The sequence below is a fragment of the Paradesulfitobacterium aromaticivorans genome (assembly GCF_054657415.1).
In genome coordinates, this window is the sequence record NZ_BAAHYT010000010.1 from 1,775,807 (window position 1) to 1,799,368 (window position 23,562).

Sequence of the window (23,562 nt, forward strand, 5' to 3'; positions counted from 1 at the left end):
AAGGGCTTTCCTCGATAGCTCAATGGTGGAGCAACCGGCTGTTAACCGGTAGGTTGCAGGTTCGAGTCCTGCTCGGGGAGCCAATTTTTATTTGTTTGTGCATGGGCCTATAGCTCAGCGGTAGAGCAGCCGGCTCATAACCGGTCGGTCCCTGGTTCGATCCCAGGTGGGCCCACCATAATCTGGTTCGTGGTTCGAAGTTCGTGGTTCGAAGCTAAGGTCGTTGTTTTTTGACCTAAAATCGAACTTTCAATTCGAATATCGAACATCGTACATCGAATATCGAATTGGGCGATTGGCTCAGTCGGGAGAGCGCATCCTTCACACGGATGAGGTCACTGGTTCGATCCCAGTATCGCCCACCAGTATTTAAGCGGCTTTCAGCCTTGCAAAATTCAGTACTTCTGTGTCAATATAGACATAGACTTGCTGAGAACCTCTTCGGGTTTTTAGCTTGATCTCACAACGAGTGTGGAAAAGGTAGCTAACCATTTTGCCGTGGGTAAAGCTTTCTTCGACACTCGTTTTTTCTTTGTTCGCGTACCACTGAGCGTAATTCAATAAGGTTTCTCTCGGAATAGCCGCACAGTTTATGGCGACAAAAAGCCCGTCTTTTCACAGATAATAAATCCCGGTCGGTTATTTTTCTAAGGATAGGAGTTTTTCCATGAATATCTCTATCGCTTTGGAGGTTGTTGGCTCTTTTGGCCTTAAGATAGACAGGGAGCGGAAGAGGTGTTTTCCTTTGATGCGTAGAGCGGTTAGTTCCTCTGCATCTAACTCTTTGCGGACGATTAAACAGGAAACCAGGGCGATGCCCAGGCCTGTAATAACCGTCTGTTTCACCCCTTCATTGCTTCCAAAAACAAAAGACCGCTTAACTCGTAGTCCTAAATCCTCAATCAGAAGATCGGAAAAAGCACGGGTACCTGATCCGCTTTCCCTGAGTATCCATACCTGATCTTGCAAATCTTCAGCTGTGACAACGGGCAGACGGGCCAAGGGATGATTGTTTGACACCACTAAAATCATTTCATCTTTGGCGAATGTTTGCATTTTCAAATCCACATGACTAACGTCCCCTTCCACCAGTCCAATGTCAAGGTGATTGGAGTGGATTTTCTGGGCAATCTCCTCGGTGTTCTCAATAGCAACCTCTATATCAACTTTGGGATATTGGGCGGCCAACTCCGCCAGGAGTGCTGGAAGGATGTATTCCCCGATGGTAAAACTGGCCCCAATTTTTAAAGAACCTGTGACCTCATTCTTCAACAGGTTGATCTTCTGTATGGCTTCTTCATACAGCAAGAGAATCTTTTTGGCGTGCTGATAGAGGATATCGCCTGACTGGGTTGGCTCTACATGTTTCGATGATCGATGAAGGAGTTTTGTTCCCAGTTCATTTTCCAGGTTCCGGATGTGTAAGCTTACACTGGGTTGAGATATATATAGGATGTCGGCTGCGTGTGAAAAACTTTTTTGTTCGATGACGGTGACAAATACTTTGAGTGTGTCAACAATCATTAGTTGTCCTCCTTCCTTAAAGAGACCATTACCTTAGATTATAAATCGGAATTTAAGTAGATAACACAGAATAAGCCGACGAAGAGATTCGATTTCTTAATACTACGAATAAGGAATTTCGATTGCTCGACAATTTACTACAATGTTATAGTGTTAACTATGAAGAACGGTTTATTACATATAACGTGATTCATAGGAAGTATGGGAATTCCTTCGAATAATCGCTCTATAGAACGAAAAATCCTTATAATTAGAAGATTCTTGCTATATTGCATCCGTCTCCTCATTCAAGTTACAATGTTGAAAAAAACTACTGGAAGGAGGTCTTTTGATGTTGCCTTACAAGATTCTGTTTCACGTTAATGAGCTTAACCGTTGGCCTGTCGCTTTGCTTAACCTGCGCAACTTGATTAAAGATACCGGATCAGAGAACATCCAAGCCGAGGTCGTCGCCAACGGCCCCGCGGTTCTTCTCTATGCTACTTCAGCGGAGATCGGGGAAAAACTGCCGCCAAGCTGGAGCGGTGAATTCCGTCAACAGCTCCTGCGCGACATGCGGGAGCTTCGGAAACTGGGCATTCCTTTTCTGGCCTGCGCTAATGCCTTAAAGATGAATGCCTTGGAAGAGAAGTCTCTCCACCCATTCGTGACCGTCATCCCGGCAGGTATTACGGAGATCGTCAAGAAACAGGCTGAGGGTTACGGTTATGTCAAACCCTGAACAAGCGTCAATCTTGTGTGAACAAATCCAAGCGGACCTCGGTGACTTAGACCCTTTGACCCGGAAGGTTCTTTTGCAGCTTTTACCTCCGACTCCAACGGACAACCGGGCGGATGTCGACCGGCTGCGCCTTGCTCTTGAGCACCAAGTCGGTCCGGTTACGGTGCCCCTTGCCCTGATGTCCCAAATCCATCAGGTTTGCTCTGTCTGCGGGTGTGTTACAGCCACCGTTTCCATGACGGGCAGCGGTTGGCAGCTTATAGACCTGGAACCGGGGGACACCACCCAAGAACACTATGGGCTGGCTATCGACATCGGTACGACCACGGTCGTTGTTTACCTCATTGACATGAGTTGTGGGGCAGTTCTCCGGCGTGCAGCTGATTTTAACGGACAAGTTCCGCTCGGAGAAGATATTCTCAGCAGGATCAGGCACGCTGCCAACCCAGGCGGCCTTGCTGAGCTACAAAAGGCGATTCGCGACACGCTAAATCGTTTGATCGGACGCCTCTGCACTCCACCTCTCGCTCCTACCCGGATCAGCGCGGCAAGCATCGGAGCCAATACAACCATGGTGCATCTTCTTCTTGGCCTTGACCCCGCGTCTATCAGCCGTTCCCCGTATATCCCGGTCGTCAACAACCCTGGCATCCTCACGGCCCAGGACATCGGGCTCCGTATCAACCCTCTGGCACCTGTCTACTGCCTGCCTAGCGTCGGCAGCTTCATCGGCGGTGACATCATTGCCGGAGTCCTTGTCAGCGAGATGCACCGCCGGGAGGAGATCTCTCTGTTTGTGGACATCGGAACAAACGGAGAGATCGTCATGGGAAATCGGGAGTGGCTGGTCGCCTGTGCCGGGGCGGCAGGGCCCGCTCTGGAAGGCGGTGTCACGACCTATGGCATGCGGGCAGAACCGGGAGCGGTCGATCGGGTGAGCCTGGACCCCGTCACCGGAGTGCTCTATTCGACGATTGGGCATGCCCCGGCCTGTGGAGTCTGCGGTTCAGGTCTGGTGGACGTCTTGGCCGAGCTCTTTCTCAACGGGCTCATTGACAGGGCAGCGCGGTTTAGCGCCGGGCAAAGGCATTTTGTGGTCGTGCCTGCCGCCGAATCTGCCTCAGGGCAGGATATCGTTGTCACACAAGCGGATATCGATAACCTGATGGCTACGAAAGGCGCGGTCAATGCCGCAATTGAGGTTCTCCTGGAGAGCGTCGGCTGCAACTGGCAGGATATCCGGCGCTTTTACGCTGCGGGAGCCTTCGGACAATACCTTCCCCTGGAATCAGCCATCACGATCGGCCTCTACCCCGATCTGCCGCGCTCGGCGATGGTCCGTCTGGGCAACAGCTCCGGCGAAGGAGCCCGTCAGGTGCTTTTGTCCCATTCCAAGCGCAGGGAAGCGGAAGCACTTGCTGCCAGGATCACATATTTCGAGCTTAACACCAACCCGACCTTTATGGACAAATTCAAAAGCAGCAAATTTCTACCCCACACAGACATCGACCGCTACCCAAGCGTCAAAGCGCGCCTGCAAGCCCGCCGCCGGATGCTCTAGCATCCAGAGTCCACCGACAAAAGGTCCAAGTGGAAACGCGCATGCGGCTTACTTCGCTCCGGGTGCATGAATGGTTTGCACGATAGGCTTTCTTCCCATAAGTTTTCTATATCATAAGTCTTCCTAATTGTCCGTATAGGATATCGATATTGACTGCTCAGTCCTGGGCCAATTATAGTTATTCATGTCAAGCCTGCAGGGAGTATCAGACAATGAAGGAGGACGTTGAGTGTTACAACAAGAAAAAAAGAGTTCACTGAGAAAAGAAGTGTCTTATTCAGCACCTGCTGCGGAACATACAAACTGGGGTCCGCTTACGTTAGGCCTTCTGTTTACCCTGACCATTGCCGCAGCAGGGACTGCTTTGGCTTATCTTCCTGGGCTAAATCGTGTCGGAGCGATGTTAACTTCGATCCTGCTTGCTGTCGTTTACCGAAATATCAAGGGATATCCCGAGTCCTTGAGGGAAGGAATCCGCTTTTCGGGGCACAAAATACTGCGTTTTGCCATCATCCTTTACGGCTTTAAATTAAATATTGATGTTGTTTTGCATAAGGGGATGACTCTACTGCTCTATGATGCGCTGACCATCGTTTTGGGCATTGGAGTAACGATGCTGGTTGCCAGGTTGATAGGGGCCGAAAAACAGCTGTCCCTTCTTCTGGGGATCGGAACAGGGGTCTGCGGAGCGGCAGCTATTGCCGCGGTTGCTCCGATTCTGAATGCGGATGATGAAGAGACCGCCATCGGGGCGGGTATCGTTGCGCTCATGGGCACCGTTTTTACTCTCAGTTACACTTTCTTGCGCGGCTACCTTCCCTTGAGTCCTCTGGAATACGGAGTATGGAGCGGTGTCAGTCTGCATGAGATTGCTCATGTCGCCGCTGCGGCGGCACCCGCCGGCACGGAGGCTTTGGCAGAAGGGCTGCTTGCAAAGTTGGGGCGTGTTTTCCTCATGCTTCCCTTGAGCTTTATTCTGGCTTCCTGGATGCGCCGGAAAGGAAATGCAGAAGTCAAACAAAGCACACCGTTCCCTTGGTTTCTTGTCGGGTTCATGCTGACCAGCCTCATGGGAACATACTTGCCGATCCCGCAAGCCGTTTTGAATACCATTTCCACCGTGGCCTCCTTTCTCTTGGCTGCAGCCATGGTCGGTTTAGGATTGAATGTACATCTTGCTAACCTGAGAAAGCGGGCCTTGCGTCCCTTAACGGCTATGTTTGCCGCTTCGCTCGTAGTGTCCGTCGTTTCTTACTTTATTGTGCAGTTCTGAGCAGTAACCTGGACGTAGCGCCTTCTAAAAAGTCCTATGAAAATAAAAGGGGGTTTTTCTTAATGGATATTCGCAGCATTCTTGTTGGTCTTGACGGTTCAAAAAGCAGCAGAAAAGCCTTGCAAGCTGCCGTGGATTTAAGCCGGAAACTCAATGCCAAGGTCACAACGTTGACGGTTGTGCATTTACCGGATTTCAGCCCAGGCGGAGGCGAAGTGGAGGAACTTGAGCAGGCAGAGAAGTACTACCAGCCTTTGCTGCAGGAGGTACGGGCTTATGGGTCAACGCTCGGGTGTGACATTACTACGGTGATCCTGAAGGGCCATCCGACAGAACGGTTACTCCAATATGCCGAGGATAACCAGGTGGATCTAATAGTCATCGGGACCCGCGGCTTAGGGGGATTCAAAAAGCTGCTCATGGGCAGTGTAGCGCAAAAAGTCGTAAGCTTTTCCAAGATTCCGGTCATGGTCATCCGGGAATGACAGCAGGGGATTTTCCCTAGAAAAGTGTCAGGGCATAATACTTTGCTGAAAAGAGAACGTGAAATGGGCGTCGTCCTTTATGTAGACGACACCCATTTCACGTTTAAATTTTCCTGTGCGCTGAGGTCAGAAACGGTACGTTCTAAGAATAATTATCTCTTAAACTCTTTAGGCGGCCCTGTTCATCAAGCCTTTGCAGGGCGTGTAATAACCCACCGTAACAGGCGGAACAGGCATCTTCGGCAATCACCTTTTCGGCCAGCCGCTGAGCTCTATATCCATCCCAGCGAACCTACGTTGCGTCGCCATTTACAAAGCATCGACGCCGAGAAGCTTGATGAAATCATGAATCAGTGGTTGGCGGAGCAAACCGACCCGGATGCTATTGCGATAGATGGTAAAACCTTAAAAGGTGCGAAAGACGTTAGTGGAAGACAACTGCACTTAATGGCCGCCATCCTGCATAAAGAGGGTGTTGTTGGCCAAGGGCCTAGGGTGATGGCCAGCCTTCGCAACTTAGTAATCAGCTTGTTTCGGTTGCATGAAGTAAAGAACACAGCGAAAGCGCTACGTACATGTGGACGTAATATGGAAGCGTCTTTAAGCTACTAGGATTTCTTTCAAAGCTCTTCAGGGCATGGTATAATATTACAAAAGGAGTGATTTTATGCCGTTTCCACGAGAAGATGAAAATATACCTATGCAGATTATATAACTTGGCCGGAAGATGAAAGATGGGAGATAATTGATGGAGTGCCATATATGTAGGCTGCTCTTTCATGGCAGCATCAGGCAATATCTGTTGAATTAACATCACAGTTCAACGCTTATCTTAAAGGTAAACCATGTAGAGTTTTCGCTGCTCCATTTGACCTTTGTATCCCTGAATATAACGAAAGTGATGAGGAAATCTCCAATATTATCTCACAGCCCGATATTGTTGTGTCTTTGTTCTTCAAGATAATAAACGCTATGGAAGGCCGGAAGTTTACTCCGAAGAAGATCAAATAATAGTTTCTTTATTCCCTGAACTTATAATCGATTTAGCGCCTGTTTTTGATTCGGTCATATAACACCGCACCGAGCTTCAGACGAGGACTGTGGCATTTAGGCTCCGGTTTTTTTTTGGCTATTCAGAAAGTATAAGTCTGAGGACGCATAAGTGCAACTAAGACTTCTGCCTGCGCCTTCAAGGCTAACAAGTGCGTTACTGCCACCGGCAGTAACGGGCGCAAGCCAAGTTTTCTTTACTTTGCCTGCGGATTGAATAATTTAGATTCTGACGAAACTGTCTATCTGTAGAAGTGCCGAGTTGCGTGCCGGTGCTTTGATATGAGGTGAGAATTTGCATACTGTATCCGAGTTAGGACCGCGTTTACAAACGATTACAAACTTTGTGCCCCCGGGAGCAAGGCTGGGGGATATCGGGACAGACCATGCTTACCTGCCGCTGGCTCTGGTCGCAGACGGGAAGATCACCGGTGCTGTTGCCATTGATGTTCACAAAGGACCTTATCAGTCTGCACTAAAGGCGGTGAACAGCGCCGGCTTCGCGGACAGGATTGATGTCCGCTTTGGGGACGGACTGGAACCACTTGTGCCCGGGGAAGTGGATACCGTGGTCTTAGCCGGGATGGGCGGGGTTACAATCCTGGAAATACTGAATAATAAGCCGGAGGTCTTGCATGAGGTGAGTACGCTCATTCTGCAGCCTCAGGGTGCAGAGGGCAGAGTGCGGGAAGATTTAAGCAGCAGGGGTTGGCTCTTAAAGGATGAGGTCTTAGTAGAAGAAACAGACCGTGTGTACACGGTGATTTTATACTCGCACCAAGAAGGATTTACGGCTGCGGAACTGGAAGAAAAGGTTCGGTGGTGGCAGGATAAAGTATTACAAAGCTTGGCTTCAGCTTCTAATTCCAATTCTAATTCTAATTCCGATGGAGATGCTGTTAAAGTCTCTGCAGTTACCCGCTCGTTCGTATGGGAGTACGGTCCCCTTATTCTTTCCCGGCGCGGAAACCTGCTTACAAGACTATTAGCGGAAAACTACCAAGAACTAACGCGTCAGTTGGAAGAGATACGCAAGGGAAAGTCTGAAAAAATAGGCAGGCTTGTGCAGGACAAGACACTGCAACTAAAAGTACTTGAGGTTTTACGTTGGGAGGCAAGATAATGGCAGTGACAGTCGGTTCAATCGCTCAGACCATTGAAAAGGTTGCCCCAAAGTATTGGGCTGAAGAATGGGATAATGTGGGCTTATTAGTAGGAAATATGGCTGACAGTGTGGCAAGGGTCTTACTTGCAGTGGATGGAACCCCGGAAGTTGTGGCTGAGGCAAGTGAACGTGATGCAGAGATGATTGTTGCTCATCATCCGCTCATGTTTCGCCCCCTGAAAAACCTGCGCGCAGATAATCCCCAAGCCGAAGTGCCGTTAAAGCTTCTTAAGCACGGTATTTCATATTACGCCGCACACACCAATTTAGATCAGTCCCGTTTCTCGTCCAGTTGGCTTTTGGGCCAGAGCCTGGGATTAAGAGAGATGGATTACCTGGCTGTGACCAGATATGAAACACTTGATCTAAGCCCTCTTCAGAACCGCGGCCAAGCTAGGGGGTACGGCATCATTGGCTATTTGCCGCAGGCTGAAAGCTTGGGTAGTGTCTGGCAGCGTCTGACCGCACTTCTAAGAGACGAACCTTGGGCCGAAATTCAGTACAGGGTTAATAATGATTACGTGTCCGAACAAAGACCTGTACATGAGCGGAATATTACAGATGACATGGTTACTGATGCTAATAGTGGTAAGACTGCTAAACTTTGTCTGGGTGGAATCCGCCTGGCCGGCGACTTAGCCAAACCTGTGCGCAAAGTGGCGATTGTTAATGGCAGTGGCGGCAGTTTTGTCCAGAAAGCGCTTTTTCAAGGTGCTGACCTTTTTATTGCAGGGGATATTGATCATCATGCCGCACTAGATGCTCTCCAAGGAGGTATGACGGTGGCAGATATTGGACATTTTATTAGTGAAAGACCAATGCTTTATAACTTGGCCCACTACTTACGTTCTGCCAAAGCCCTCCAAGGAGTGGAGTTTATTATCAGTGCGGCGGATAAATCTCCTTGGATAGTGCAAACGAGTGAAAAACAATAGAACCATTGTCATGTTCAATACTTGACAATTTTACTCGGATAATCTATCATGTGTACTAAAGGAAGAATATTTATAAATTAATAAAAATATAGACAAGATAGTTATTAATAAAGATAGTTATTTTGCTAGTTTAATCTGAATCACAAAGGAGGGTAAAAACATGAGTCGTACGGAAATGTTGCGGCGCGAGCGAGAAAGAGTTTTGGCTAACCTCGCTTCCGATTACGAAAATCGGACTAAGTGGCTAATAGCTCTTATGGATATTGACGATGAAATGGAAGAACTCGAAGATAGCGCCCATCATACAAACAGAGCGTAAGCCCAAACTCTGGATCTGCAACCAGCAAAATTTATTTGACCAAATTCATTTTTTGCAGTACTATTATGTGGCGAAGTTGACGAGATGATCGCGGAGGCAAGGACCGAAAGGTCGTCTCTGAGGAAAGTCCGAGCTTCATAGGGCAAGGTGCTGGGTAACGCCCAGTGGGGGTGACTCCAAGGAAAGTGCAACAGAGATATACCGCCCAGCACTCAGGCGACTGAGTGCTGGGTAAGGCTGGAAAGGCGAGGTAAGAGCTCACCGGCAGCCAGGTGACTGGCTGGCCCTGTAAACCCCACCTGAAGCAAGACCGAATAGGGGAGCTATGAAGCGGCCCGCTTCGTTCCCGGGTAAGGTCGCATGAGGCCGTTGGCAACAGCGGCCCCAGATAGATGATCATCGCCTCTCACATGAGAGGAACAGAACTCGGCTTAACGGAGACTTCGCCATGCTCATGGGAAACTGAGGTGCTAAAGCATCCGGTTTCCCTTCAGTTTTTTATCCGGTAGTGCCTGTAAGATTAATGGGAAAAGCCTTCGGCGTGATGCCGAAGGCTTTTCCCCTACTCTCTTTTCTTAGCTTTCTAAAGATCGAAAGTAGGCTTGAGCTACTTCCCTGATAAATTTGACTTGTTTTGATTTCTTATCGGACAAAACAGCCAGCAACTGATAAAGTTCCCGTTCTTTTGCGTCGTATGAAGTTAGCAATGCTGCCGGCTCTACGGTGAGGCTCACAGCGATTTTCGCCAGGAGTTCCAAAGAAGGTGCTTTGCTGCCCCTTTCGATATATCCTATGTACGCTCCGCTGACACCGATCATTTCGGCCAGCTTTTCCTGCGTAAACCCCTTTAACTTACGAAAATATCTTATGTTATACCCTACGAGTTTTCGTATATCATGCAACCCTGTCACCTCCATCTCCTATTGTAGCTGGAGGTGCAATAAGTGTTTATAAACTATTAGTCTATAAAATAAACAAAATTATACACTGTTAGAATCTAACCATCAAGTTGATTAGGTGGTACAATTTGACTAAGATTATATATAAATTTACCTACACTTACATAAAGCTATATATTTAGACACCATGCCACATCAGTGTGGCACTAAGAGAGAATGAAAATTCGTTCAGAATAGCTAGTAACTACTGCGACAAAGGCAAACCCGACGAAAGCCGGGGGCGCAAAGCCACAGGTCTTCCACTTCAAGGTGATGACGGCTGGGTTACCGAACAGGGAGTAGTTGGTTAGAGTTGCCATACCTCCTGGGTATGGCGCTTTTGTTTTAAAAAAGGGGTGAATGGTGCCTTGAAACTGCAGATCGTTCCGATTCAGGTTGATACTGTTGTAGCAGATAAGCCCTCACCGTTCGATTTGTTTGATCAGGGGGGCTATTTACTTTTGGAGAAAGGGGAAGCAGTTACCGCACAAGTTTTCGAGCTTGCCTGTAAAAGAGAGATCTATGTAGTCAGCTATGAGTGGACCGAATTAGCGGGGCGTGAACAGTCGGTTGATTTCAAGGACGATCAGTTTCAGAAAGCCCCCCTTAAGCATATACGCTACAATTCTCATTTTATCCGGATTGATTATCTTAAACAGGCGCTGCCGATTTTGGCAAGTTCCCTGCAAGAATTGGAGAAGTGTCACGGATTTCCCGGCTTCTCCTGGCTGGATAACCATGACCGGTATACCTATATTCATTCTGTGAATGTGGCTGTGCTGGCGACGATCATCGGTATCCATATGGGGTATGAGGCTGAGGAACTGTCCTATTTGGCAAGTGGCGCTGTGTTGCACGATTGGGGAAAATTACTGGTTCCCCGGGAGATTTTGCACAAACCGTCCGCTTTGTCGCCGGAGGAATTTCAAGTGATCAAGAGCCATCCTGTCCGCGGGGAACAGGTCTTGCGGGATGCGGGCTGGCCGGACGAGGTTTTGCGGGTGATCCTGGAGCACCATGAGCGGTGGGGAGGACAAGGCTACCCGGACGGTTTGCGCGAGATGGAGATTCATCCGAATGCTCAAATCGTTGCGGTGGCGGATGTTTTTGATGCCCTGACGGAAGACCGTCCGTACAAAGTCAGGTTGGCTCCTTACCATGCCTTGGAGATGATCTTGAACGGATCCGGTTCAAGCTATGCCCCGGGAGTGGTGCGGGCTTTGCGCAGTTGTGTCCTCCTCTACCCGGAACATTCCACCGTGACTTTGAACAGCGGAGAAACGGGTGTCGTGATTGCGCTTGCCTCCGATTTACCCACCCGTCCGGTGGTGCGCATCATTGCGGATCAGCAGGGAAGGCCCGTACGGGGAGAAAACATTATTGACTTAAGGAAAAATCGCACTTTAACCGTAAATAGCATTACCTTTGACCGCAACTCAGGTTCACGACCGGAATTTAACCCATCGGCTTGATGAGAGACTTTCAGGCAGGAATCCCCAGGGGGAGGGTGATGAGTATGCGGGCTATGCCCATTGACAAGGTGCGGGTCGGTATGCAAGTGAGCAGGGCGATTTACGGAGCCAATGGCGAGACCTTGCTGGCTGCCGGAATTACTTTGACTCCCCGCTATATTCAGAGGCTCCAAGAGCTGGGAGTGCTCGCTCTTTATATTCATGACAAAGAGGTGGGCGATCTTGAGATCAACGATGTCGTCTCGGAGAAGACCCGGTTGCAAGCCCTGAAAATAACGAAGGAGACTATGGATAATCTCAAGCTGAGCCCGGCGCTGGAGCTGTCTAGGGTAAAGTCAGTGGTTGACGATATTATCGAAGAACTACTGAGCAACAAGGATGTCATCGTTAATTTGGTGGATATCCGCGCGATGAACGATTACACGTTTGGGCACAGTGTGAATGTGGCTATTCTTTCTCTGATTACCGGGATTGCCATGGGTTATGAGCGGGAGAAACTCTACAAACTAGGGGTTGGGGCTCTGTTCCATGATATTGGGAATACTTTGCTGCCGGAAAATGTCTTGAATCAGAACAGGCCTTTGACTGATGAAGAAGAAAACCTGTATCAACAGCATACCGTTCTGGGATTCGAGGTTTTGCGCAAGTTGGAAAACTTCAGTTTGTCTGTTGCCCATGTGGCTTTACAACACCATGAACGTTACGACGGTACCGGCTATCCCAGGCAACTGCAAAAGGAGGCAATCAATGAATTTGCTAGGATTGTTGCGGTAACCGACCTTTATGATAAGTTAACCAGTGGGTGGGGTTGGCAGCCTCGCTGTTTGCCCTTTCAGGCTCTTGAATTAATTATGGCCAACCGGGAAAAGTTCTTTCACCCTGACGTGGTTGAAAATTTCATGAACACGGTTGCTGTTTTTCCCATTGGAACCTTAATCATGCTCAATACGCAAGAAAAAGGAGTCGTCGTGCAGACCTATAAAGAATACCCAACGCGGCCCCGGGTCAGAGTGCTGGCCGATTCTGGAGGAAAAAGAATTGTTCCCCCCTATGAGTTGGATTTGGCTTTGAATCCGAACTGCTGTATTGTCCGGATCCTGGATGAGGGAAACTGAGATGACTAGGACAGAGGAGACGGAAATTCTTTACCAGGTCTGTTCTCTCCTCCTGCAAGCGCAAGCAGACGAGCAGGCTTTTACAGAAATCACTTGCCGCCTGTGCTCGGGTCTGGGAGCTTCCTGCTGTAGTCTGTGGCTGGCTCGCTCCGGCGGGGGGCGCAGCCAGGAGCGCTTGGCGATTTATCAAGCCGTTAAATTGCCGTCGGAACTTGTTAATTTGGATTTTGCAGTGGCCAAGCAGGCCATCGAGCAGGGGCAATCTCTCGTCTGGCAAAAACTTCGGGTCGGAGAAAACCAGGAGTTGCTCCTTATCGCCAGCCCCTTGGTCAGACAAGCTCAGGTCGTAGGAGCTGTTTGCTTGTGGTTTGCTCCGGATACCCACGCTGGGAACGTCACGCTGATGCTGGTACATCAAATTAGCCGCGATCTGGCGCAGGGGATTTACAATTATACTTATCATTCCGGTGTCAACGGTAGGAGTCTGAGCAAAGAATTAGAAATGGCAGCGCATATCCAAACAGGTTTGTTGCCGGAAAAAATACCGGATATCAAAGGGATTTCCCTGGCCATGCGCTCGTTGATGGCCCATGAGGTAGGCGGTGATTACCTGGACTTATTTCAAACACCGAATAAGCTGTTGGGGATTGCCGTGGGAGATGTCATGGGGAAAGGCATTCCTGCTGCCTTATGGATGGCTATGACCAGGGTGGCCCTCCGTACTGCGGCCCGGACTTTTTCTCAGCCTGATGCCGTGCTTGAGGAAGTGAATAGGGGTCTTTATCCGGATCTAGCCGGCCAAAGCATTTTTGTGACGCTGCAGTACGCTCTGTATGAGCCTGTCAAAAAGGTTCTGTTTTTGGCCAATGCTGGTCATCTCCCGCCACTGATATATCATGGACGGACCGGGCAATTTGAATTGCTTAAAGTAAAAGGGATTTATATAGGGGGTCTGGAAAACTACAAATTCAAATTGGCAGGCGTACAGTTGAAAGAAAGCGATATTGTTTTGTTTTACAGTGATGGCGTCACGGAAGCCGCCAATGCGGAAGGACAGCAATTCGGCCTGCGCAAGGTGGTTGACGTTTTAGAAAAAAACGCTCTCTTCAGCGCAGCGGAAATTGCCGACAAATTAATTATTCACCTTGGCCAACACATAGGTGATACCAGGCAACGAGATGACATTAGCTTTTTGTTGTTTAAGCTTGAATAACGAGATGGGGAGGTGTGAAATCCGATGGTTGGCATAGGAGTCGGGCAACAAGCGGATCTGCCGGATCAGGACGGCTGGGTTACAATCAAGAACGGTCAAGTTATCGTGTGCAATCCCCGGGGGTGTGGCAAGTTTCCTACGCTTACTCCGGACAAGAATGTGCAGGTTTTCCTTAACGGAGAAAAAATAGTTCGGACTGCTTTCGTCCACGAAGGTGACAGTATCAAATTACAACCCCTTAATACGGAACCTTTTCTGAATTTAGAGGTTAAATTAAGCTCAGACAAATTGAAAGCTTTTTTGCAAATACATAAAAAACCCGGGAAGCGCTATGTGGTTGAAGATATGCCGCCGACAGGGGAAGCAACAGTTAAAGCCAGTATTGCTCAAGTCATCTGGCCGCAGCTTACTTTTGAACAGGTGCGGGATCTCCTGCACCAAAATCAGGTTGTTTACGGAATTAACGAGGAAGCAATCCGGCAAGCGCTTGAGCTGGAAGACGAGAACATGAGTATCGAGGTAGCAGCTGGTCAGGCACCAATACCACCCCAGGATGCCGGGATTGTTTATACCTTTCAAAATAGCGGGCGCTTCCAGGGAACGATTGAACCTTACGGCCAGGGCAATCCTTTGTCTGTTGCCGTAGGGACGGTTTTAGCGGTCAAAAGCCTTCCCGTGGATGGGAAGGCGGGTATGGACGTGACAGGAAAAATTATACCACCCCGCCCTCCGCGAGACGAACCGATCCTTAGCAAGAGCGGGGTCAGTCTCATCCAAAACGGAGCGGTTGCGGTGGCTGCAGTTTCCGGCAAACCAGTCCTGGAAGGATCGGTCCGTAAGTATTTGTCCGTCCAGCCTGTGCACATCATCAACGGAGACGTGGATAGGAAGACCGGGAATATCAAGTTCAAAGGCAACATCGTTGTGACGGGCAGTGTTTTGGACGGATTTGGTGTGGAAGCCGGAGGGAGCATCGAAGTATGGGGCGATGTCCTTCACGCTTCTCTTTATGCCAATAACGAGATCATTATTCATAACAAGGCTATCACGGCCCGAATCCAGGCCGGCGGCTTATCGTCCCAGTACAGGCGAATATATGGGGTGCTTAAGCATTTGGCAGACCGCCTGAAGCAACTGCTCAGTTCCATGGAAGTTCTGAAACGCCAACCGTCTTTTAACACCGCGGATCTGAAGCTGAATGGCGAAGGACGCTTGGTTCAGCTTTTAATGGATTTCAAGTATAAGGATGTACCAAAGCTTGTCAATGATTTTCTGGCCGTGTTGGCTGAAACGGAAAATTGGCCGCAACAAGAACTGGTTGAGTTAGGGCGGGATCTAAACGAAAAACTGTGTAATTTAGGTCCGCTTCGCATAAAAAAGCAGGCTGAAATGGAGTTGCTAAGCCAAGAGGTGCAACAGACCCTGGAGACTCTGATGTGGCTGATCAGCAATACAGCCGATGTGCAGGTGGGCTATGTGCAAAACAGTGTGGTGCGGGCGAGCGGAAACATCATTGTGAAAGGACAGGGCAGCATTGTTTCGGAGCTGGACGCCGCAGGTCAAATTCTAATCAGCGGTGGCAAGGTAAGAGGCGGCCGCCTGACTGCCCGGGAAAAAATCCAGGTTCAGGAACTGGGTTCCCCCAATGATGCACAGGTAATTATCCGGATGCTCGACAATTGTTGCTTGGAAGCCAATATTGTCCATCCGGTTGTAACCATTGAACACGGTGCGGATCACCTGGTTATTGCGGAGAACTGCCGCCGTTTGCGAGCCAGCGTAGGCAAGGACGGGGACTTAAGGCTGGAGAGAGAGTATCCGGGTACCAGAAAGGAGTTGTAAGCAGAATGTTGTTGCAAATACGGACGGAGATCTCTGAGCAGCGGGCTGTGCTTTTTCTGGAAGGGGTATTGGATATTTCTACGGTCGATTTCCTTCTGACAGGCGTAAGCGGGCTGGCAGGGGTGAAGGAAGTTGACCTGGATTTAGCCGGGGTGACTTTCATAGATTCAACCGGCATCGGCGGGATTAGCAAAGCCGTGACCGAACTCCGAGAACGCCAGGTCTATGTTAAAATCATAAATATCTCGGCTGATTTGTTTGAGATTTTTGATATCTTGGGGCTGCCGGAGATCTTTGGTGCTGAAATTTTCGAAAAAAATCGAGCCGGGAATTCATGAGACTGGATGCGCGTGACAGCAGGAGGCAGGGCCATGGGGGAGAGGGAAAAGGTTTTTCAGATGTGCAGAGATGTTTTGCATTCCGTCAGTGCCGGGAAGTTTGAGTTACTTGCTGACTGGGAGACCGGTTTGTTAAGATCGGCTGGCACACTCCAGGCCGAGTTGGAGATCAAGCGTCCGGCCGATGTGGACGCTGCCCGGGGGCTGATCAGGAATATTTTAGGAGCCGGAGGATGGGATCGCCAACGGATTTTACATATCATGCTGGCTGTGTCAGAGGGAGTTACCAATGTGCTTAAGCATGCTCACAGCGGAAAGATGGAAATTCGGGAGACAGGAAACGGGATGCGGGTGATCGTAGCAGACCAAGGGCCCGGTCTGAACTTGCTTATGCTTCCCCACATGATTGTTCGTCAGGGATATTCCACCAAGAGTTCTTTAGGCTATGGTTTCAATATTATGTACAGAGTATCCGACAAAATCCACCTTGCTTCATCGGAGCAGGGTACCTTTCTGGCCTTGGACTTTCTGAACCGTGCTCTCTGAGAGGAACAGAACTCGGCTTAACGGAGACTTCGCCATGCTCATGGGAAACTGAGATGCCTCGGCATCCGGTTTCCCTTCAGTTTTTTTGGGGGGGGCTTGTAAGTCAAGAGCTAATTGGTTAAAATTAACATGAAGATCCATCTTGGATTATCTTATATCATTAGAAAAAGGAGTCTATGATGACGATTGATTTAAGAAGTTTGGGCATTCCTTTTGTATCCATCCTTCTCGGAGCCACGGGGCAATTTTTACTAAAGCTTGGAATGACGAATTTTAAGAACGTAACGGCTAACGGCATTTGGGGACAGTTAATCCATATTCTTTTCACTCCGGCGATATTTCTTGGATTTGCGTGTTTCGCTGTAAGTTCCGTTTTGTGGCTGGTTGTGCTCTCACGCTGGGAGTTAAGCGTGGCCTATCCCATGGTTTCTCTGGGCTATGTTATAGCCTTTATCTTGGCAGCAGTGTTTTTGCATGAATCTTTTTCTTTGCCGAAAATTATGGGGAGCGCTTTTATTTTACTGGGAATTAGCATTTTAGGGCTGTTTGGCAGGAGCTAAGGACTAATTTCCGCCGACTTTAGGCCAAAAGGGAAGTTGCGGCCCGGTAGAAAGTGCGGTATTATGACAGTAAGAGGCTTATGCTTGCATAAGCAAGGATGTCTTCCTTATAAGACGCAAGGGTGTAAATCCCAGAGTGACGGAAGGAGCCAGGAAGAAAAAAGCAAGAAAAACTTAATATTGGCAGTAAGCAATCCCTAGGGGTAAATCCTAAGAATCAAAGGGGCGTGTGGCGATGGTGCTTAAAGACTTTGGCAGAGGTGCACGGATCCAGTTAGCTAAAATGGCTAAACAACTTGGGATGAAATTCATTGGGTATAACCCTACGGACCAGCAGGTATCGCTGGAACACCAGGGCAAAGGGATTACTTATGAATTGGAGGAATTTATAAACCACTATAATAGAATTAGTGAGTCAGTATGAACCTACTCCGCTAGGGTGTTCGTAAACTTGTTTCCTAGTTTTGTTCATTGAACGAAAGGAAGCTTGTTCGAGGCAAAAATAGGGTTTCGGTTGTAACATCAAAAGAATAAAAATATAGAGGGCTCACCCTGAAGTGTGTAAAACTACAGGATGTGGAGCCCTTAAATTTATTATATTACGCCGTCTGGCGTCTGCGCCGCAAATTAACGTTGGCGGGTAAAAGCATTACAGAATGCCTTATTTCTAAAGTCACCGGAAGCGGGCGGTAATGTTCTAAACTTTGCTGGGAGGCGCGTTCATTTTCATAATTGCGGTACTCCTGCCAACGAGCGATAAAGTCCTCTTTGCCGACCGTTAATTCATCCCCTCCTGCAAGTTGGAACTTGTAGCGGTTTAACTCCGGCTCCTGGATGTACCCGATAATCAGACGGCCCTGAAAGAACAAGTAAACCCCACCTTCCCAATTTTTTCCCTCTGTTAGATGTGAAGAACCTAACATCAACTGCTTTCAGTGTAGCAAATCCGGAAAGGTTTGCGGTGAATAATTCTCCGACAAAAGCTAGTAAATTAAAATACTGTTAGAGCTTTTTCTTAAATAAATGTACAAGAGTATCCAAGAAGTAAAAAAATGTGCGATAATACTTTGTAGTCAGTAGTCAGTAGTCAGTAGTCAGTAGTCAGTAGTCAGTAGTCAGTAGTCAGTAGTCAGTAGTCAGTAGTCAGTAGTCAGTAGTCAGTAGTCAGTGTGGAAACCGGTAACCATATTCTACATTATTCTGAATTCTGAGTACTTGAATAGCGCTATTTCCCGTGTTTTTGGTAGAAAAAAGATGACACCGGCTGTAGCCCCAAATGATTCATGCCAAATAAATGCTCGGTGCTGCCTGTGAAGAGGATCCCAGCGGGACGCAGGGATTCTGTAAACTTTTTATAAAGTAATTCCTTGGCATCCTCGGTGAAGTAAATTACTACATTGCGGCAGGCGACAAAATCAAACCCTGTATCAAAGCGGTCTGTAAGCAAGTTCTGGGTCTGAAAAGTAACCGTGCGTTTAACGGCATTATTGATTTGATACCCTTTCTCTGAAGAAGTAAAATATTTTTTAAGAAGCTCGGGCGGGGTACTGGCAAAATCCTGCTGCTTGTAAATTCCCTCTTTGGCCTGGAGCAGGACGTTGGCATCAATGTCGGTAGCCAAGACCGTGAAGCGCACGTTCTGAAAGTATTCGAGCATCGTAATCGCCAGGGAATAGGGCTCTTGACCGCTCGAACAGCCTGCGCTCCAAAGTTTGAGCGAGGTTTTTCCTTGTACAAGTTTGGGGATAATCGTTTCACGCAGGGTTTTCCATTGGTTAAAGTCGCGGAAAAATTGCGAGACATTAATTGTTAAATGCTTAAAGAAAGAGTCATACAGTTGGCGGTCTTGGTCGAGGACCTTCAAAAACTCGGGATAAGTTTTGTACCCGTGCGAATTCATAAAGCTTAGGATCCGCCTCTGCATCTGGTTTTGCTTATAGAAGTTAAGATCGAGACCGCTTTTCGGCAAAAAGGCTTTAACGAATCCTTCATAGCTGTTTGAATCGGGAAAGAGAAGCATTTTGCACCTCGTTCTGCGAGAATTTCCTTTCCAGGCTTCAGTTATTAAACTTAAGTAGTGCCTGGTCTAAGATTTACTTTATTGTATTCTGGGCCCGGGTTAAAAAATCCTACCTTGTCCCAAGGTCTAGACGAATAAGTCGACAATAAGCCCGCGGATTTCGTCTATTTTCTTCAAAATCTCCAAGGGTTTATCTTGCTCTGCTAAAACTTTGCGACCAAGTTCTTCTAGGGCATGGTCAATGCGGCTAATGCGGGCCATCACTTTGGGCCTGCCGCCATAATCCCAGAAAGTTTCTTCCTGGAGCTGACGGCTCTGACCAAAGGTTGAGCGTAAAAAGGACTTGACTAAAGACCGGAAATCCGCCAAGTCGCTTAAAGAGAGGGACTTGCTCAGTTTCTGGCCCTGATCACTCAGCTTGGCTAAAAACTGTGCCAGCTCCTGCTCCTGCATGCGCTGAGTTTTGGCCAAGGCTTGGCGAAAGTCAGCTTCACCAGCAAGGGAGGATTTTGAATTTGCGTGTTCGTTGGCGGTGGTTTGCCCTGTGCGCTCGATACGCATGGACATAGGTGCAGGTCTCCTTTGCCTTGGATATTTTAGTAAAAATGAAAGGAACAGACGATTGTGCAGACGCGCCGTGCTTTTATAAAGCTCCTTTGTGGTTTAGGTGCAGTGGCTCTCCCTTGGACTGGCTTGCCACGGCGCTTGCAGGGGTCGCTCCAATCCTGGGTAGAGCGCCCGGCGGTTAAATTCGTCCGTTCGCCTGCAGAGGATGAACAGATGAATTTTAAGCGCTTGGCAGCAGCGCATTTAGAGCGGACTGCCTGGGACGATGTGAATGTTTTAGCTAGCTTAGACTTTGGGGGTAGGCGTGCCGGGACCGTCGGCGAGGGAAAAGCTGCTGGATACCTGATCCACGAAATGGCCGACATTGGCTTAGTCCCCATGGGGAGCCTTAAGCAAGACGGGAAGCCCGGTTTTGCCCATGCTTTTACTATTCCCGAGGTTGCGGCCACTGTCGTTAACGGGCGCCTAGTTATGCGCCCCCAAGCGGGACTAAAAAGCCCTGCTCTCAATCTGCTTGGTGCTTTGCCGGGGGAGAACGCGGAAGAGATTATTATCATAAGTGCCCATTACGACCACCTTGGAGTTTACCAAGACAAGCTCTACCCGGGTGCAAATGACAATGCATCCGGGGTTGGCTGTGTTCTGGAAGTAATGCGCAGACTGGTGCGTGCAGAAATGAAACCCAAACGTTCGGTTGTTGCCGCTTTCTGGAGTGCAGAAGAAATGGGTTTTTTAGGTTCGAATGCCTTCGTCCGGAGTCCGAGTTTTCCTCTTGCCAGCTTAGTCGCAGTGCTTAATGTAGATACTGTCGCGAACGGGCCTACAGGAGATTTCATGCTCTGGGCTGACGGTTTAAACCGTGCGGCTAAAGCTTGCGCTGATGCGGCTGCCCAGGCGGGGGCATCAGCGCCCTTGGGTCCCACCAATGGCCATAACAGTGATCATATAAGTTTTGCGCATAAAGGAATTCCGGCTGTAACATTGCTGGCTAAGTCTTGGCTTGCCCAAAACCATACGCCTGAGGATGATGTTAAAAATCTTAATCCCGACCAGCTTCGCCTGGCTGTGAGTATTCTTGAGCGCGCGGTAAGGATAGCGGCTTTTTAGAGTGTGTTATTGTCGCTTAAGGCTGGCTCTGAGGAATTGGTTCTGCGATCAGTTTTTTACCAGGCTCGGTTAAATCATATTTGGAACGCAGAATCACCAGGTCCACGCGGCGGTTGCGCGCACGGCCTGCTTCTGAGTTATTGGTCGCGACAGGACGGTATTCTCCGTAGCCCGTAGCCGAAAGGCGGTCTGGATTAACTCCGCCGTCGCTTGCCATAATCTGTACGACATTGGTCGCGCGCAGGACGGATAATTCCCAGTTGCTTGGGAACTGAGGGGTATGGATGGGCAAATTGTCCGTATGCCCTTCAACTTTTATGTAGTTAGGTGCACTGGCAAGTACCGTACTGATTTTATTTAGGATTTCGCGGGCTCTTGGAGTAATTACGGCCGAGCCGCTGTCAAAGAGAAGGGTGTCCTGGATACTGACGACCAGCCCTCTCTCTTCGATCGAGCTTACAAGCTTGGCTTCGAAGCCGTTGTCGGTCGCAAACTGATCGAGCCTTGCTTTGATTCCTTCAATCGTGAGGTTTTCCTGTTCGGCGTTGCCGCTCCCTTCACTCTGGTTTTGTCCGGCATATTCTGAGTTGGCACTGTTATCAGGTTTGTCTGTTTTCCCGGGTGTTGTAGCGTTCGTCTGTGGGTTTCCGGTCTGAAACAGGGATGGACCCATGGGACTGTCGGCGATTTCAACTTTAGACGGGGTGCCGCCTCCCAGTGCTTTATTAAGTGAGTCTGCAACCGCCCGGAATTTATCGGCATCGATTTTACTCATGGAGTAGAGTACAACGAAAAAGATCATGAGGAGGGTAATAAGGTCGGAATAAGTGAGGAGCCAGCGTTCGCCATTTTCTTTTTCCTGTTCGGCTTCCTGCTTCTTTCTCGCCATCTAATCACTCCCCCTATGCTTTCAACTCTAATTAACAGCTTGCAATCTGCTACCAAACAGTTTACTGAAGTTCGCCCATGGCGGCCCTTCCGGCTCCGGCTTCATCTTCTTTGGCTTGGGGCTCAGGGATGTTGCCAAGGTGGGTTTTAAGTTTTTCTTTAAGAATTGAGGGGTTTTCTCCAGCCTGGATGGAAAGGATGCCGTCCAGGATCATTTCCATGGCCGCCACTTCAAAGGTGTCTTTTATTTTCAGTTTGGTGGCTATTGGCAGCCAGACTAAGTTTGCTGTACCGACGCCGTAAAGGGTGGCAAGAAAAGCGGCCGCAATCGAGCTCGAGAGGGCGCTGGGGTCGGAGAGGTTGCCTAGAACGTGCACCAGCCCCATCACTGTCCCGATAATACCCATGGTTGGGGAGTATCCTCCTGCCGCCTCAAAAACATGTATCCCTACTTTGTGACGCTTGCGTAAGACTGCTATGTAAGATTCGAGAATCTCTCTCGTGATTTCCGGGTCAGTGCCATCGATGACAAGCTGCATTCCCTGCCGGGTAAACTGGTCAGTTACAACTTCGAGTTCCTGCTCAAGGCTCAAAAGTCCTTCCCGCCGGGCTTTTTCCGCGAAGCGGATCAGGGTTTCATAAGCTTCGGCAGAACCAAAAGACTGATTGCCAAAGGCAATTTTGAACCATTGAGGAGCCTTCTTTAGTTCGGAGAGCGGAAAACTGGCGACAACTGCGCCGATTGTGCCACCAAACACGATGATGCTGGCAGAAAACTGCAAAAGTGAGCCGGCATTGCCCCCTTCCAGGATAAAACCTACAAGTAGAGCCCCTATTCCGGCTATAATTCCTAAGGTTGTTGATAAATCCATGCAACTGCCGTGCCTCCACCTTTGCCAGGCAAGGGTGAGCACGAATCACCTCCCATGTGGACAAGATTCTATGCCTGTGACCATTATACAGTAAAAAACGACATTAAAGCCAGAAATTTAATTTCACGGAAAACTATAAAGTTTCATCGCACTTATGCCGATAAATATTGCAGAAGGGTCTAGTCGCTAAAATGTAGAACATGAGGGAGTACTTATAAAAACAGAGATAGATTCGGGAGTGAGTTATATGAAAATCGATGGAACCTCTATTTCCCCGGTTGGGAGTGTCCAAGCGACAAACAGGGTAGGGCAGGCAAAAGGGAAAGCTCTGTCCCAAGGCGCTGACGAGGTAGCAGTATCGGAGAAGGCACAAGTATATCAGGCTCTCTTGCAAAAAGTGAAAGAGATTCCTGAGGTACGCGAGGAACGTGTGCGCACTTTAGCTGAACAGATCGCTAACGGGGAGTTTCAGGTAAACGCCCAGAAAGTAGCTGAAAGGCTGCTGTCCCAGGAAATCTAGGAAATAATTGTCTTAATTGCCAGGGGGTTTTTACATGTCTGAAGTGCTGCAAAGCTTAAATGAGAACTTAAAACGGCAAACGAATGTTTACAGTGAACTCAACCGTCTGGCAGAGCTTAAGCAGCAGGCATTGATTAAAAACAACCTGCAAGAGCTGGAAGTGGTTACGGTTCAGGAAGAGCAGCTCCTTTTGGAAGGAGGACGTTTAGAAAAAGAACGCCTCCTGTGGGCGGAGCAGATAGGCAGGGAAATGGGCAAGGCTCCGGAAGACCTGACGTTAGCCGAATTAGCGGAGCATTATCCCGAGTTGGAAGGAGTTCGCAGGGATTTAGACAATGTGCTTTCCCGGCTTAGGGAAGCTCATGAAATAAACACAGAGCTTTTAGAGCAGGCGGTGAAGGTTGTAAATGTCACGCTCAATATGCTGACACAGGAGGACAAGAGTACGTATTCCCGTCCTGGAAAAGAAGTGAAAGATGGGTCTAAACATGCCCGTATTTTAGATAAAAGCGTTTAACTGAAGTTGCACAG

The 23,562-nt window shown here is 48.7% G+C and carries 26 protein-coding genes, 3 tRNA genes, 1 other RNA gene, 1 pseudogene and 1 riboswitch; of the genes and pseudogenes, 24 read left to right on the plus strand and 7 right to left on the minus strand.

Features of this window, described 5'->3' with window-relative positions:
* Positions 1-8 precede the first annotated feature (8 nt).
* The 3 genes from ACYQ2N_RS14380 (at position 9) to ACYQ2N_RS14390 (ending at position 365) form a co-directional block, all read left to right on the plus strand.
* Positions 9-83 (plus strand) — tRNA-Asn (locus ACYQ2N_RS14380).
* 20 nt (positions 84-103) lie between these two features.
* Positions 104-178: transfer RNA gene (locus tag ACYQ2N_RS14385), tRNA-Ile, on the plus strand.
* 111 nt (positions 179-289) lie between these two features.
* Positions 290-365: transfer RNA gene (locus tag ACYQ2N_RS14390), tRNA-Val, on the plus strand.
* A gap of 274 nt (positions 366-639) precedes the next feature.
* Here the strand turns inward: ACYQ2N_RS14390 and ACYQ2N_RS14395 are convergent.
* Positions 640-1,524, minus strand: coding sequence for a LysR family transcriptional regulator (locus ACYQ2N_RS14395; protein ID WP_459999935.1), 885 nt, complete (start codon positions 1,522-1,524; stop codon positions 640-642).
* Between the two features lie 331 nt (positions 1,525-1,855).
* Here ACYQ2N_RS14395 and ACYQ2N_RS14400 point away from each other — a divergent pair, with 331 nt between their 5' ends.
* The 10 genes and pseudogenes from ACYQ2N_RS14400 (at position 1,856) to rnpB (ending at position 9,482) form a co-directional block, all read left to right on the plus strand.
* Positions 1,856-2,245 carry a DsrE family protein gene (locus ACYQ2N_RS14400; RefSeq protein ID WP_459999936.1) on the plus strand — a complete coding sequence of 130 codons (390 nt, stop codon included), beginning with the start codon at positions 1,856-1,858 and terminating at the stop codon, positions 2,243-2,245.
* Positions 2,232-3,806, plus strand: coding sequence for an ASKHA domain-containing protein (locus tag ACYQ2N_RS14405; RefSeq protein ID WP_459999937.1), 1,575 nt, complete (start codon positions 2,232-2,234; stop codon positions 3,804-3,806). The genes ACYQ2N_RS14400 and ACYQ2N_RS14405 overlap by 14 nt, the downstream gene beginning before the upstream one ends.
* A 268-nt stretch (positions 3,807-4,074) precedes the next feature.
* The gene (locus ACYQ2N_RS14410; protein WP_460000551.1) at positions 4,075-5,079 is read left to right on the plus strand and encodes a YeiH family protein; all 1,005 of its coding nucleotides are present in this window, start codon (positions 4,075-4,077) and stop codon (positions 5,077-5,079) included.
* A 62-nt stretch (positions 5,080-5,141) separates the two neighbouring features.
* The gene (locus tag ACYQ2N_RS14415) at positions 5,142-5,564 is read left to right on the plus strand and encodes a universal stress protein (protein ID WP_459999938.1); all 423 of its coding nucleotides are present in this window, start codon (positions 5,142-5,144) and stop codon (positions 5,562-5,564) included.
* Positions 5,565-5,606: 42 nt separating this feature from the next.
* A complete protein-coding gene (locus ACYQ2N_RS14420) occupies positions 5,607-6,176 on the plus strand; it encodes a hypothetical protein (protein WP_459999939.1) in 570 nt (189 codons plus the stop codon).
* 55 nt (positions 6,177-6,231) lie between these two features.
* A pseudogene (locus tag ACYQ2N_RS14425) lies at positions 6,232-6,637 on the plus strand (Uma2 family endonuclease).
* Positions 6,638-6,909: 272 nt separating this feature from the next.
* Entirely contained in the window at positions 6,910-7,737 is an 828-nt protein-coding gene (locus tag ACYQ2N_RS14430; RefSeq protein WP_459999940.1) for a tRNA (adenine(22)-N(1))-methyltransferase, read from the plus strand.
* Positions 7,737-8,714 (plus strand): Nif3-like dinuclear metal center hexameric protein, encoded by a 978-nt coding sequence (locus tag ACYQ2N_RS14435; protein ID WP_459999941.1) that lies wholly within the window; start codon positions 7,737-7,739, stop codon positions 8,712-8,714. Before ACYQ2N_RS14430 ends, ACYQ2N_RS14435 begins: the two co-directional genes overlap by 1 nt.
* 160 nt (positions 8,715-8,874) lie before the next feature.
* Positions 8,875-9,033, plus strand: coding sequence for a hypothetical protein (locus ACYQ2N_RS14440; protein WP_459999942.1), 159 nt, complete (start codon positions 8,875-8,877; stop codon positions 9,031-9,033).
* A gap of 72 nt (positions 9,034-9,105) precedes the next feature.
* Positions 9,106-9,482, plus strand: an RNA gene (rnpB, locus tag ACYQ2N_RS14445) — RNase P RNA component class A.
* Positions 9,483-9,608: 126 nt separating this feature from the next.
* Here rnpB and ACYQ2N_RS14450 read toward each other — a convergent pair.
* Entirely contained in the window at positions 9,609-9,935 is a 327-nt protein-coding gene (locus tag ACYQ2N_RS14450; protein WP_459999943.1) for a helix-turn-helix domain-containing protein, read from the minus strand.
* 244 nt (positions 9,936-10,179) lie between these two features.
* Positions 10,180-10,264, plus strand: a riboswitch (cyclic di-GMP riboswitch).
* A 75-nt stretch (positions 10,265-10,339) separates the two neighbouring features.
* On the opposite strand from ACYQ2N_RS14450, the gene ACYQ2N_RS14455 reads away from it, so the two are divergent.
* The 8 genes from ACYQ2N_RS14455 to ACYQ2N_RS14490 all read left to right on the plus strand — a co-directional run bounded on the left by ACYQ2N_RS14455 (position 10,340) and on the right by ACYQ2N_RS14490 (position 17,481).
* On the plus strand, positions 10,340-11,443 hold the full coding sequence (locus ACYQ2N_RS14455) for an HD-GYP domain-containing protein (protein WP_459999944.1): 1,104 nt from the start codon (positions 10,340-10,342) through the stop codon (positions 11,441-11,443).
* Positions 11,444-11,481: 38 nt separating this feature from the next.
* The gene (locus tag ACYQ2N_RS14460) at positions 11,482-12,558 is read left to right on the plus strand and encodes an HD-GYP domain-containing protein (RefSeq protein WP_459999945.1); all 1,077 of its coding nucleotides are present in this window, start codon (positions 11,482-11,484) and stop codon (positions 12,556-12,558) included.
* 1 nt (position 12,559) lies between these two features.
* A complete protein-coding gene (locus ACYQ2N_RS14465) occupies positions 12,560-13,771 on the plus strand; it encodes a GAF domain-containing SpoIIE family protein phosphatase (RefSeq protein WP_459999946.1) in 1,212 nt (403 codons plus the stop codon).
* A gap of 24 nt (positions 13,772-13,795) precedes the next feature.
* Positions 13,796-15,613: a flagellar assembly protein A gene (locus tag ACYQ2N_RS14470; RefSeq protein WP_459999947.1), complete on the plus strand. Its 1,818-nt coding sequence runs from the start codon at positions 13,796-13,798 to the stop codon at positions 15,611-15,613.
* Between the two features lie 5 nt (positions 15,614-15,618).
* Entirely contained in the window at positions 15,619-15,951 is a 333-nt protein-coding gene (locus ACYQ2N_RS14475) for an STAS domain-containing protein (RefSeq protein WP_459999948.1), read from the plus strand.
* A gap of 33 nt (positions 15,952-15,984) precedes the next feature.
* Positions 15,985-16,497: an ATP-binding protein gene (locus tag ACYQ2N_RS14480; protein WP_459999949.1), complete on the plus strand. Its 513-nt coding sequence runs from the start codon at positions 15,985-15,987 to the stop codon at positions 16,495-16,497.
* 179 nt (positions 16,498-16,676) lie between these two features.
* On the plus strand, positions 16,677-17,057 hold the full coding sequence (locus ACYQ2N_RS14485; protein ID WP_459999950.1) for an EamA family transporter: 381 nt from the start codon (positions 16,677-16,679) through the stop codon (positions 17,055-17,057).
* Positions 17,058-17,292: 235 nt separating this feature from the next.
* Complete coding sequence (locus ACYQ2N_RS14490; RefSeq protein WP_459999951.1) at positions 17,293-17,481, plus strand: Rossmann-fold NAD(P)-binding domain-containing protein; 189 nt, start codon at positions 17,293-17,295, stop codon at positions 17,479-17,481.
* A gap of 175 nt (positions 17,482-17,656) precedes the next feature.
* Here ACYQ2N_RS14490 and ACYQ2N_RS14495 read toward each other — a convergent pair whose 3' ends face one another.
* The 3 genes from ACYQ2N_RS14495 to ACYQ2N_RS14505 form a co-directional block, all read right to left on the minus strand.
* The gene (locus ACYQ2N_RS14495; RefSeq protein WP_459999952.1) at positions 17,657-17,926 is read right to left on the minus strand and encodes a hypothetical protein; all 270 of its coding nucleotides are present in this window, start codon (positions 17,924-17,926) and stop codon (positions 17,657-17,659) included.
* A gap of 356 nt (positions 17,927-18,282) precedes the next feature.
* Complete coding sequence (locus ACYQ2N_RS14500) at positions 18,283-19,077, minus strand: CheR family methyltransferase (protein WP_459999953.1); 795 nt, start codon at positions 19,075-19,077, stop codon at positions 18,283-18,285.
* 126 nt (positions 19,078-19,203) lie between these two features.
* The gene (locus ACYQ2N_RS14505) at positions 19,204-19,644 is read right to left on the minus strand and encodes a YaaR family protein (RefSeq protein ID WP_459999954.1); all 441 of its coding nucleotides are present in this window, start codon (positions 19,642-19,644) and stop codon (positions 19,204-19,206) included.
* Positions 19,645-19,701: 57 nt separating this feature from the next.
* Here ACYQ2N_RS14505 and ACYQ2N_RS14510 point away from each other — a divergent pair, with 57 nt between their 5' ends.
* A complete protein-coding gene (locus tag ACYQ2N_RS14510; RefSeq protein ID WP_459999955.1) occupies positions 19,702-20,751 on the plus strand; it encodes a M28 family metallopeptidase in 1,050 nt (349 codons plus the stop codon).
* Positions 20,752-20,767: 16 nt separating this feature from the next.
* On the opposite strand, the gene ACYQ2N_RS14515 is transcribed toward ACYQ2N_RS14510, so the two are convergent.
* The gene (locus ACYQ2N_RS14515) at positions 20,768-21,640 is read right to left on the minus strand and encodes a flagellar motor protein MotB (RefSeq protein ID WP_459999956.1); all 873 of its coding nucleotides are present in this window, start codon (positions 21,638-21,640) and stop codon (positions 20,768-20,770) included.
* Positions 21,641-21,701: 61 nt separating this feature from the next.
* Positions 21,702-22,511 (minus strand): flagellar motor protein, encoded by an 810-nt coding sequence (locus ACYQ2N_RS14520; RefSeq protein ID WP_459999957.1) that lies wholly within the window; start codon positions 22,509-22,511, stop codon positions 21,702-21,704.
* 247 nt (positions 22,512-22,758) lie between these two features.
* On the opposite strand from ACYQ2N_RS14520, the gene flgM reads away from it, so the two are divergent.
* On the plus strand, positions 22,759-23,031 hold the full coding sequence (flgM, locus tag ACYQ2N_RS14525) for a flagellar biosynthesis anti-sigma factor FlgM (RefSeq protein WP_459999958.1): 273 nt from the start codon (positions 22,759-22,761) through the stop codon (positions 23,029-23,031).
* A gap of 34 nt (positions 23,032-23,065) precedes the next feature.
* Positions 23,066-23,548, plus strand: a complete 483-nt coding sequence (locus ACYQ2N_RS14530) for a flagellar protein FlgN (RefSeq protein WP_459999959.1) — start codon at positions 23,066-23,068, stop codon at positions 23,546-23,548.
* Positions 23,549-23,562 lie beyond the last annotated feature (14 nt).

What these genes read in the sequence shown, in the direction of transcription:
- ACYQ2N_RS14490 (WP_459999951.1), top strand. Translation starts at nt 17,293, where the DNA reads ATGGTGCTTAAAGACTTTGGCAGAGGTGCACGGATCCAGTTAGCTAAA.
- ACYQ2N_RS14470 (WP_459999947.1), top strand. Translation starts at nt 13,796, where the DNA reads ATGGTTGGCATAGGAGTCGGGCAACAAGCGGATCTGCCGGATCAGGAC.
- ACYQ2N_RS14520 (WP_459999957.1), bottom strand. Translation starts at nt 22,511, where the DNA reads ATGGATTTATCAACAACCTTAGGAATTATAGCCGGAATAGGGGCTCTA.
- ACYQ2N_RS14435 (WP_459999941.1), top strand. Translation starts at nt 7,737, where the DNA reads ATGGCAGTGACAGTCGGTTCAATCGCTCAGACCATTGAAAAGGTTGCC.
- ACYQ2N_RS14500 (WP_459999953.1), bottom strand. Translation starts at nt 19,077, where the DNA reads ATGCTTCTCTTTCCCGATTCAAACAGCTATGAAGGATTCGTTAAAGCC.
- ACYQ2N_RS14485 (WP_459999950.1), top strand. Translation starts at nt 16,677, where the DNA reads ATGACGATTGATTTAAGAAGTTTGGGCATTCCTTTTGTATCCATCCTT.
- ACYQ2N_RS14480 (WP_459999949.1), top strand. Translation starts at nt 15,985, where the DNA reads ATGGGGGAGAGGGAAAAGGTTTTTCAGATGTGCAGAGATGTTTTGCAT.
- ACYQ2N_RS14440 (WP_459999942.1), top strand. Translation starts at nt 8,875, where the DNA reads ATGAGTCGTACGGAAATGTTGCGGCGCGAGCGAGAAAGAGTTTTGGCT.
- ACYQ2N_RS14395 (WP_459999935.1), bottom strand. Translation starts at nt 1,524, where the DNA reads ATGATTGTTGACACACTCAAAGTATTTGTCACCGTCATCGAACAAAAA.
- ACYQ2N_RS14505 (WP_459999954.1), bottom strand. Translation starts at nt 19,644, where the DNA reads ATGTCCATGCGTATCGAGCGCACAGGGCAAACCACCGCCAACGAACAC.
- ACYQ2N_RS14515 (WP_459999956.1), bottom strand. Translation starts at nt 21,640, where the DNA reads ATGGCGAGAAAGAAGCAGGAAGCCGAACAGGAAAAAGAAAATGGCGAA.
- flgM (WP_459999958.1), top strand. Translation starts at nt 22,759, where the DNA reads ATGAAAATCGATGGAACCTCTATTTCCCCGGTTGGGAGTGTCCAAGCG.
- ACYQ2N_RS14460 (WP_459999945.1), top strand. Translation starts at nt 11,482, where the DNA reads ATGAGTATGCGGGCTATGCCCATTGACAAGGTGCGGGTCGGTATGCAA.
- ACYQ2N_RS14465 (WP_459999946.1), top strand. Translation starts at nt 12,560, where the DNA reads ATGACTAGGACAGAGGAGACGGAAATTCTTTACCAGGTCTGTTCTCTC.
- ACYQ2N_RS14415 (WP_459999938.1), top strand. Translation starts at nt 5,142, where the DNA reads ATGGATATTCGCAGCATTCTTGTTGGTCTTGACGGTTCAAAAAGCAGC.
- ACYQ2N_RS14405 (WP_459999937.1), top strand. Translation starts at nt 2,232, where the DNA reads ATGTCAAACCCTGAACAAGCGTCAATCTTGTGTGAACAAATCCAAGCG.
- ACYQ2N_RS14400 (WP_459999936.1), top strand. Translation starts at nt 1,856, where the DNA reads ATGTTGCCTTACAAGATTCTGTTTCACGTTAATGAGCTTAACCGTTGG.
- ACYQ2N_RS14530 (WP_459999959.1), top strand. Translation starts at nt 23,066, where the DNA reads ATGTCTGAAGTGCTGCAAAGCTTAAATGAGAACTTAAAACGGCAAACG.
- ACYQ2N_RS14475 (WP_459999948.1), top strand. Translation starts at nt 15,619, where the DNA reads ATGTTGTTGCAAATACGGACGGAGATCTCTGAGCAGCGGGCTGTGCTT.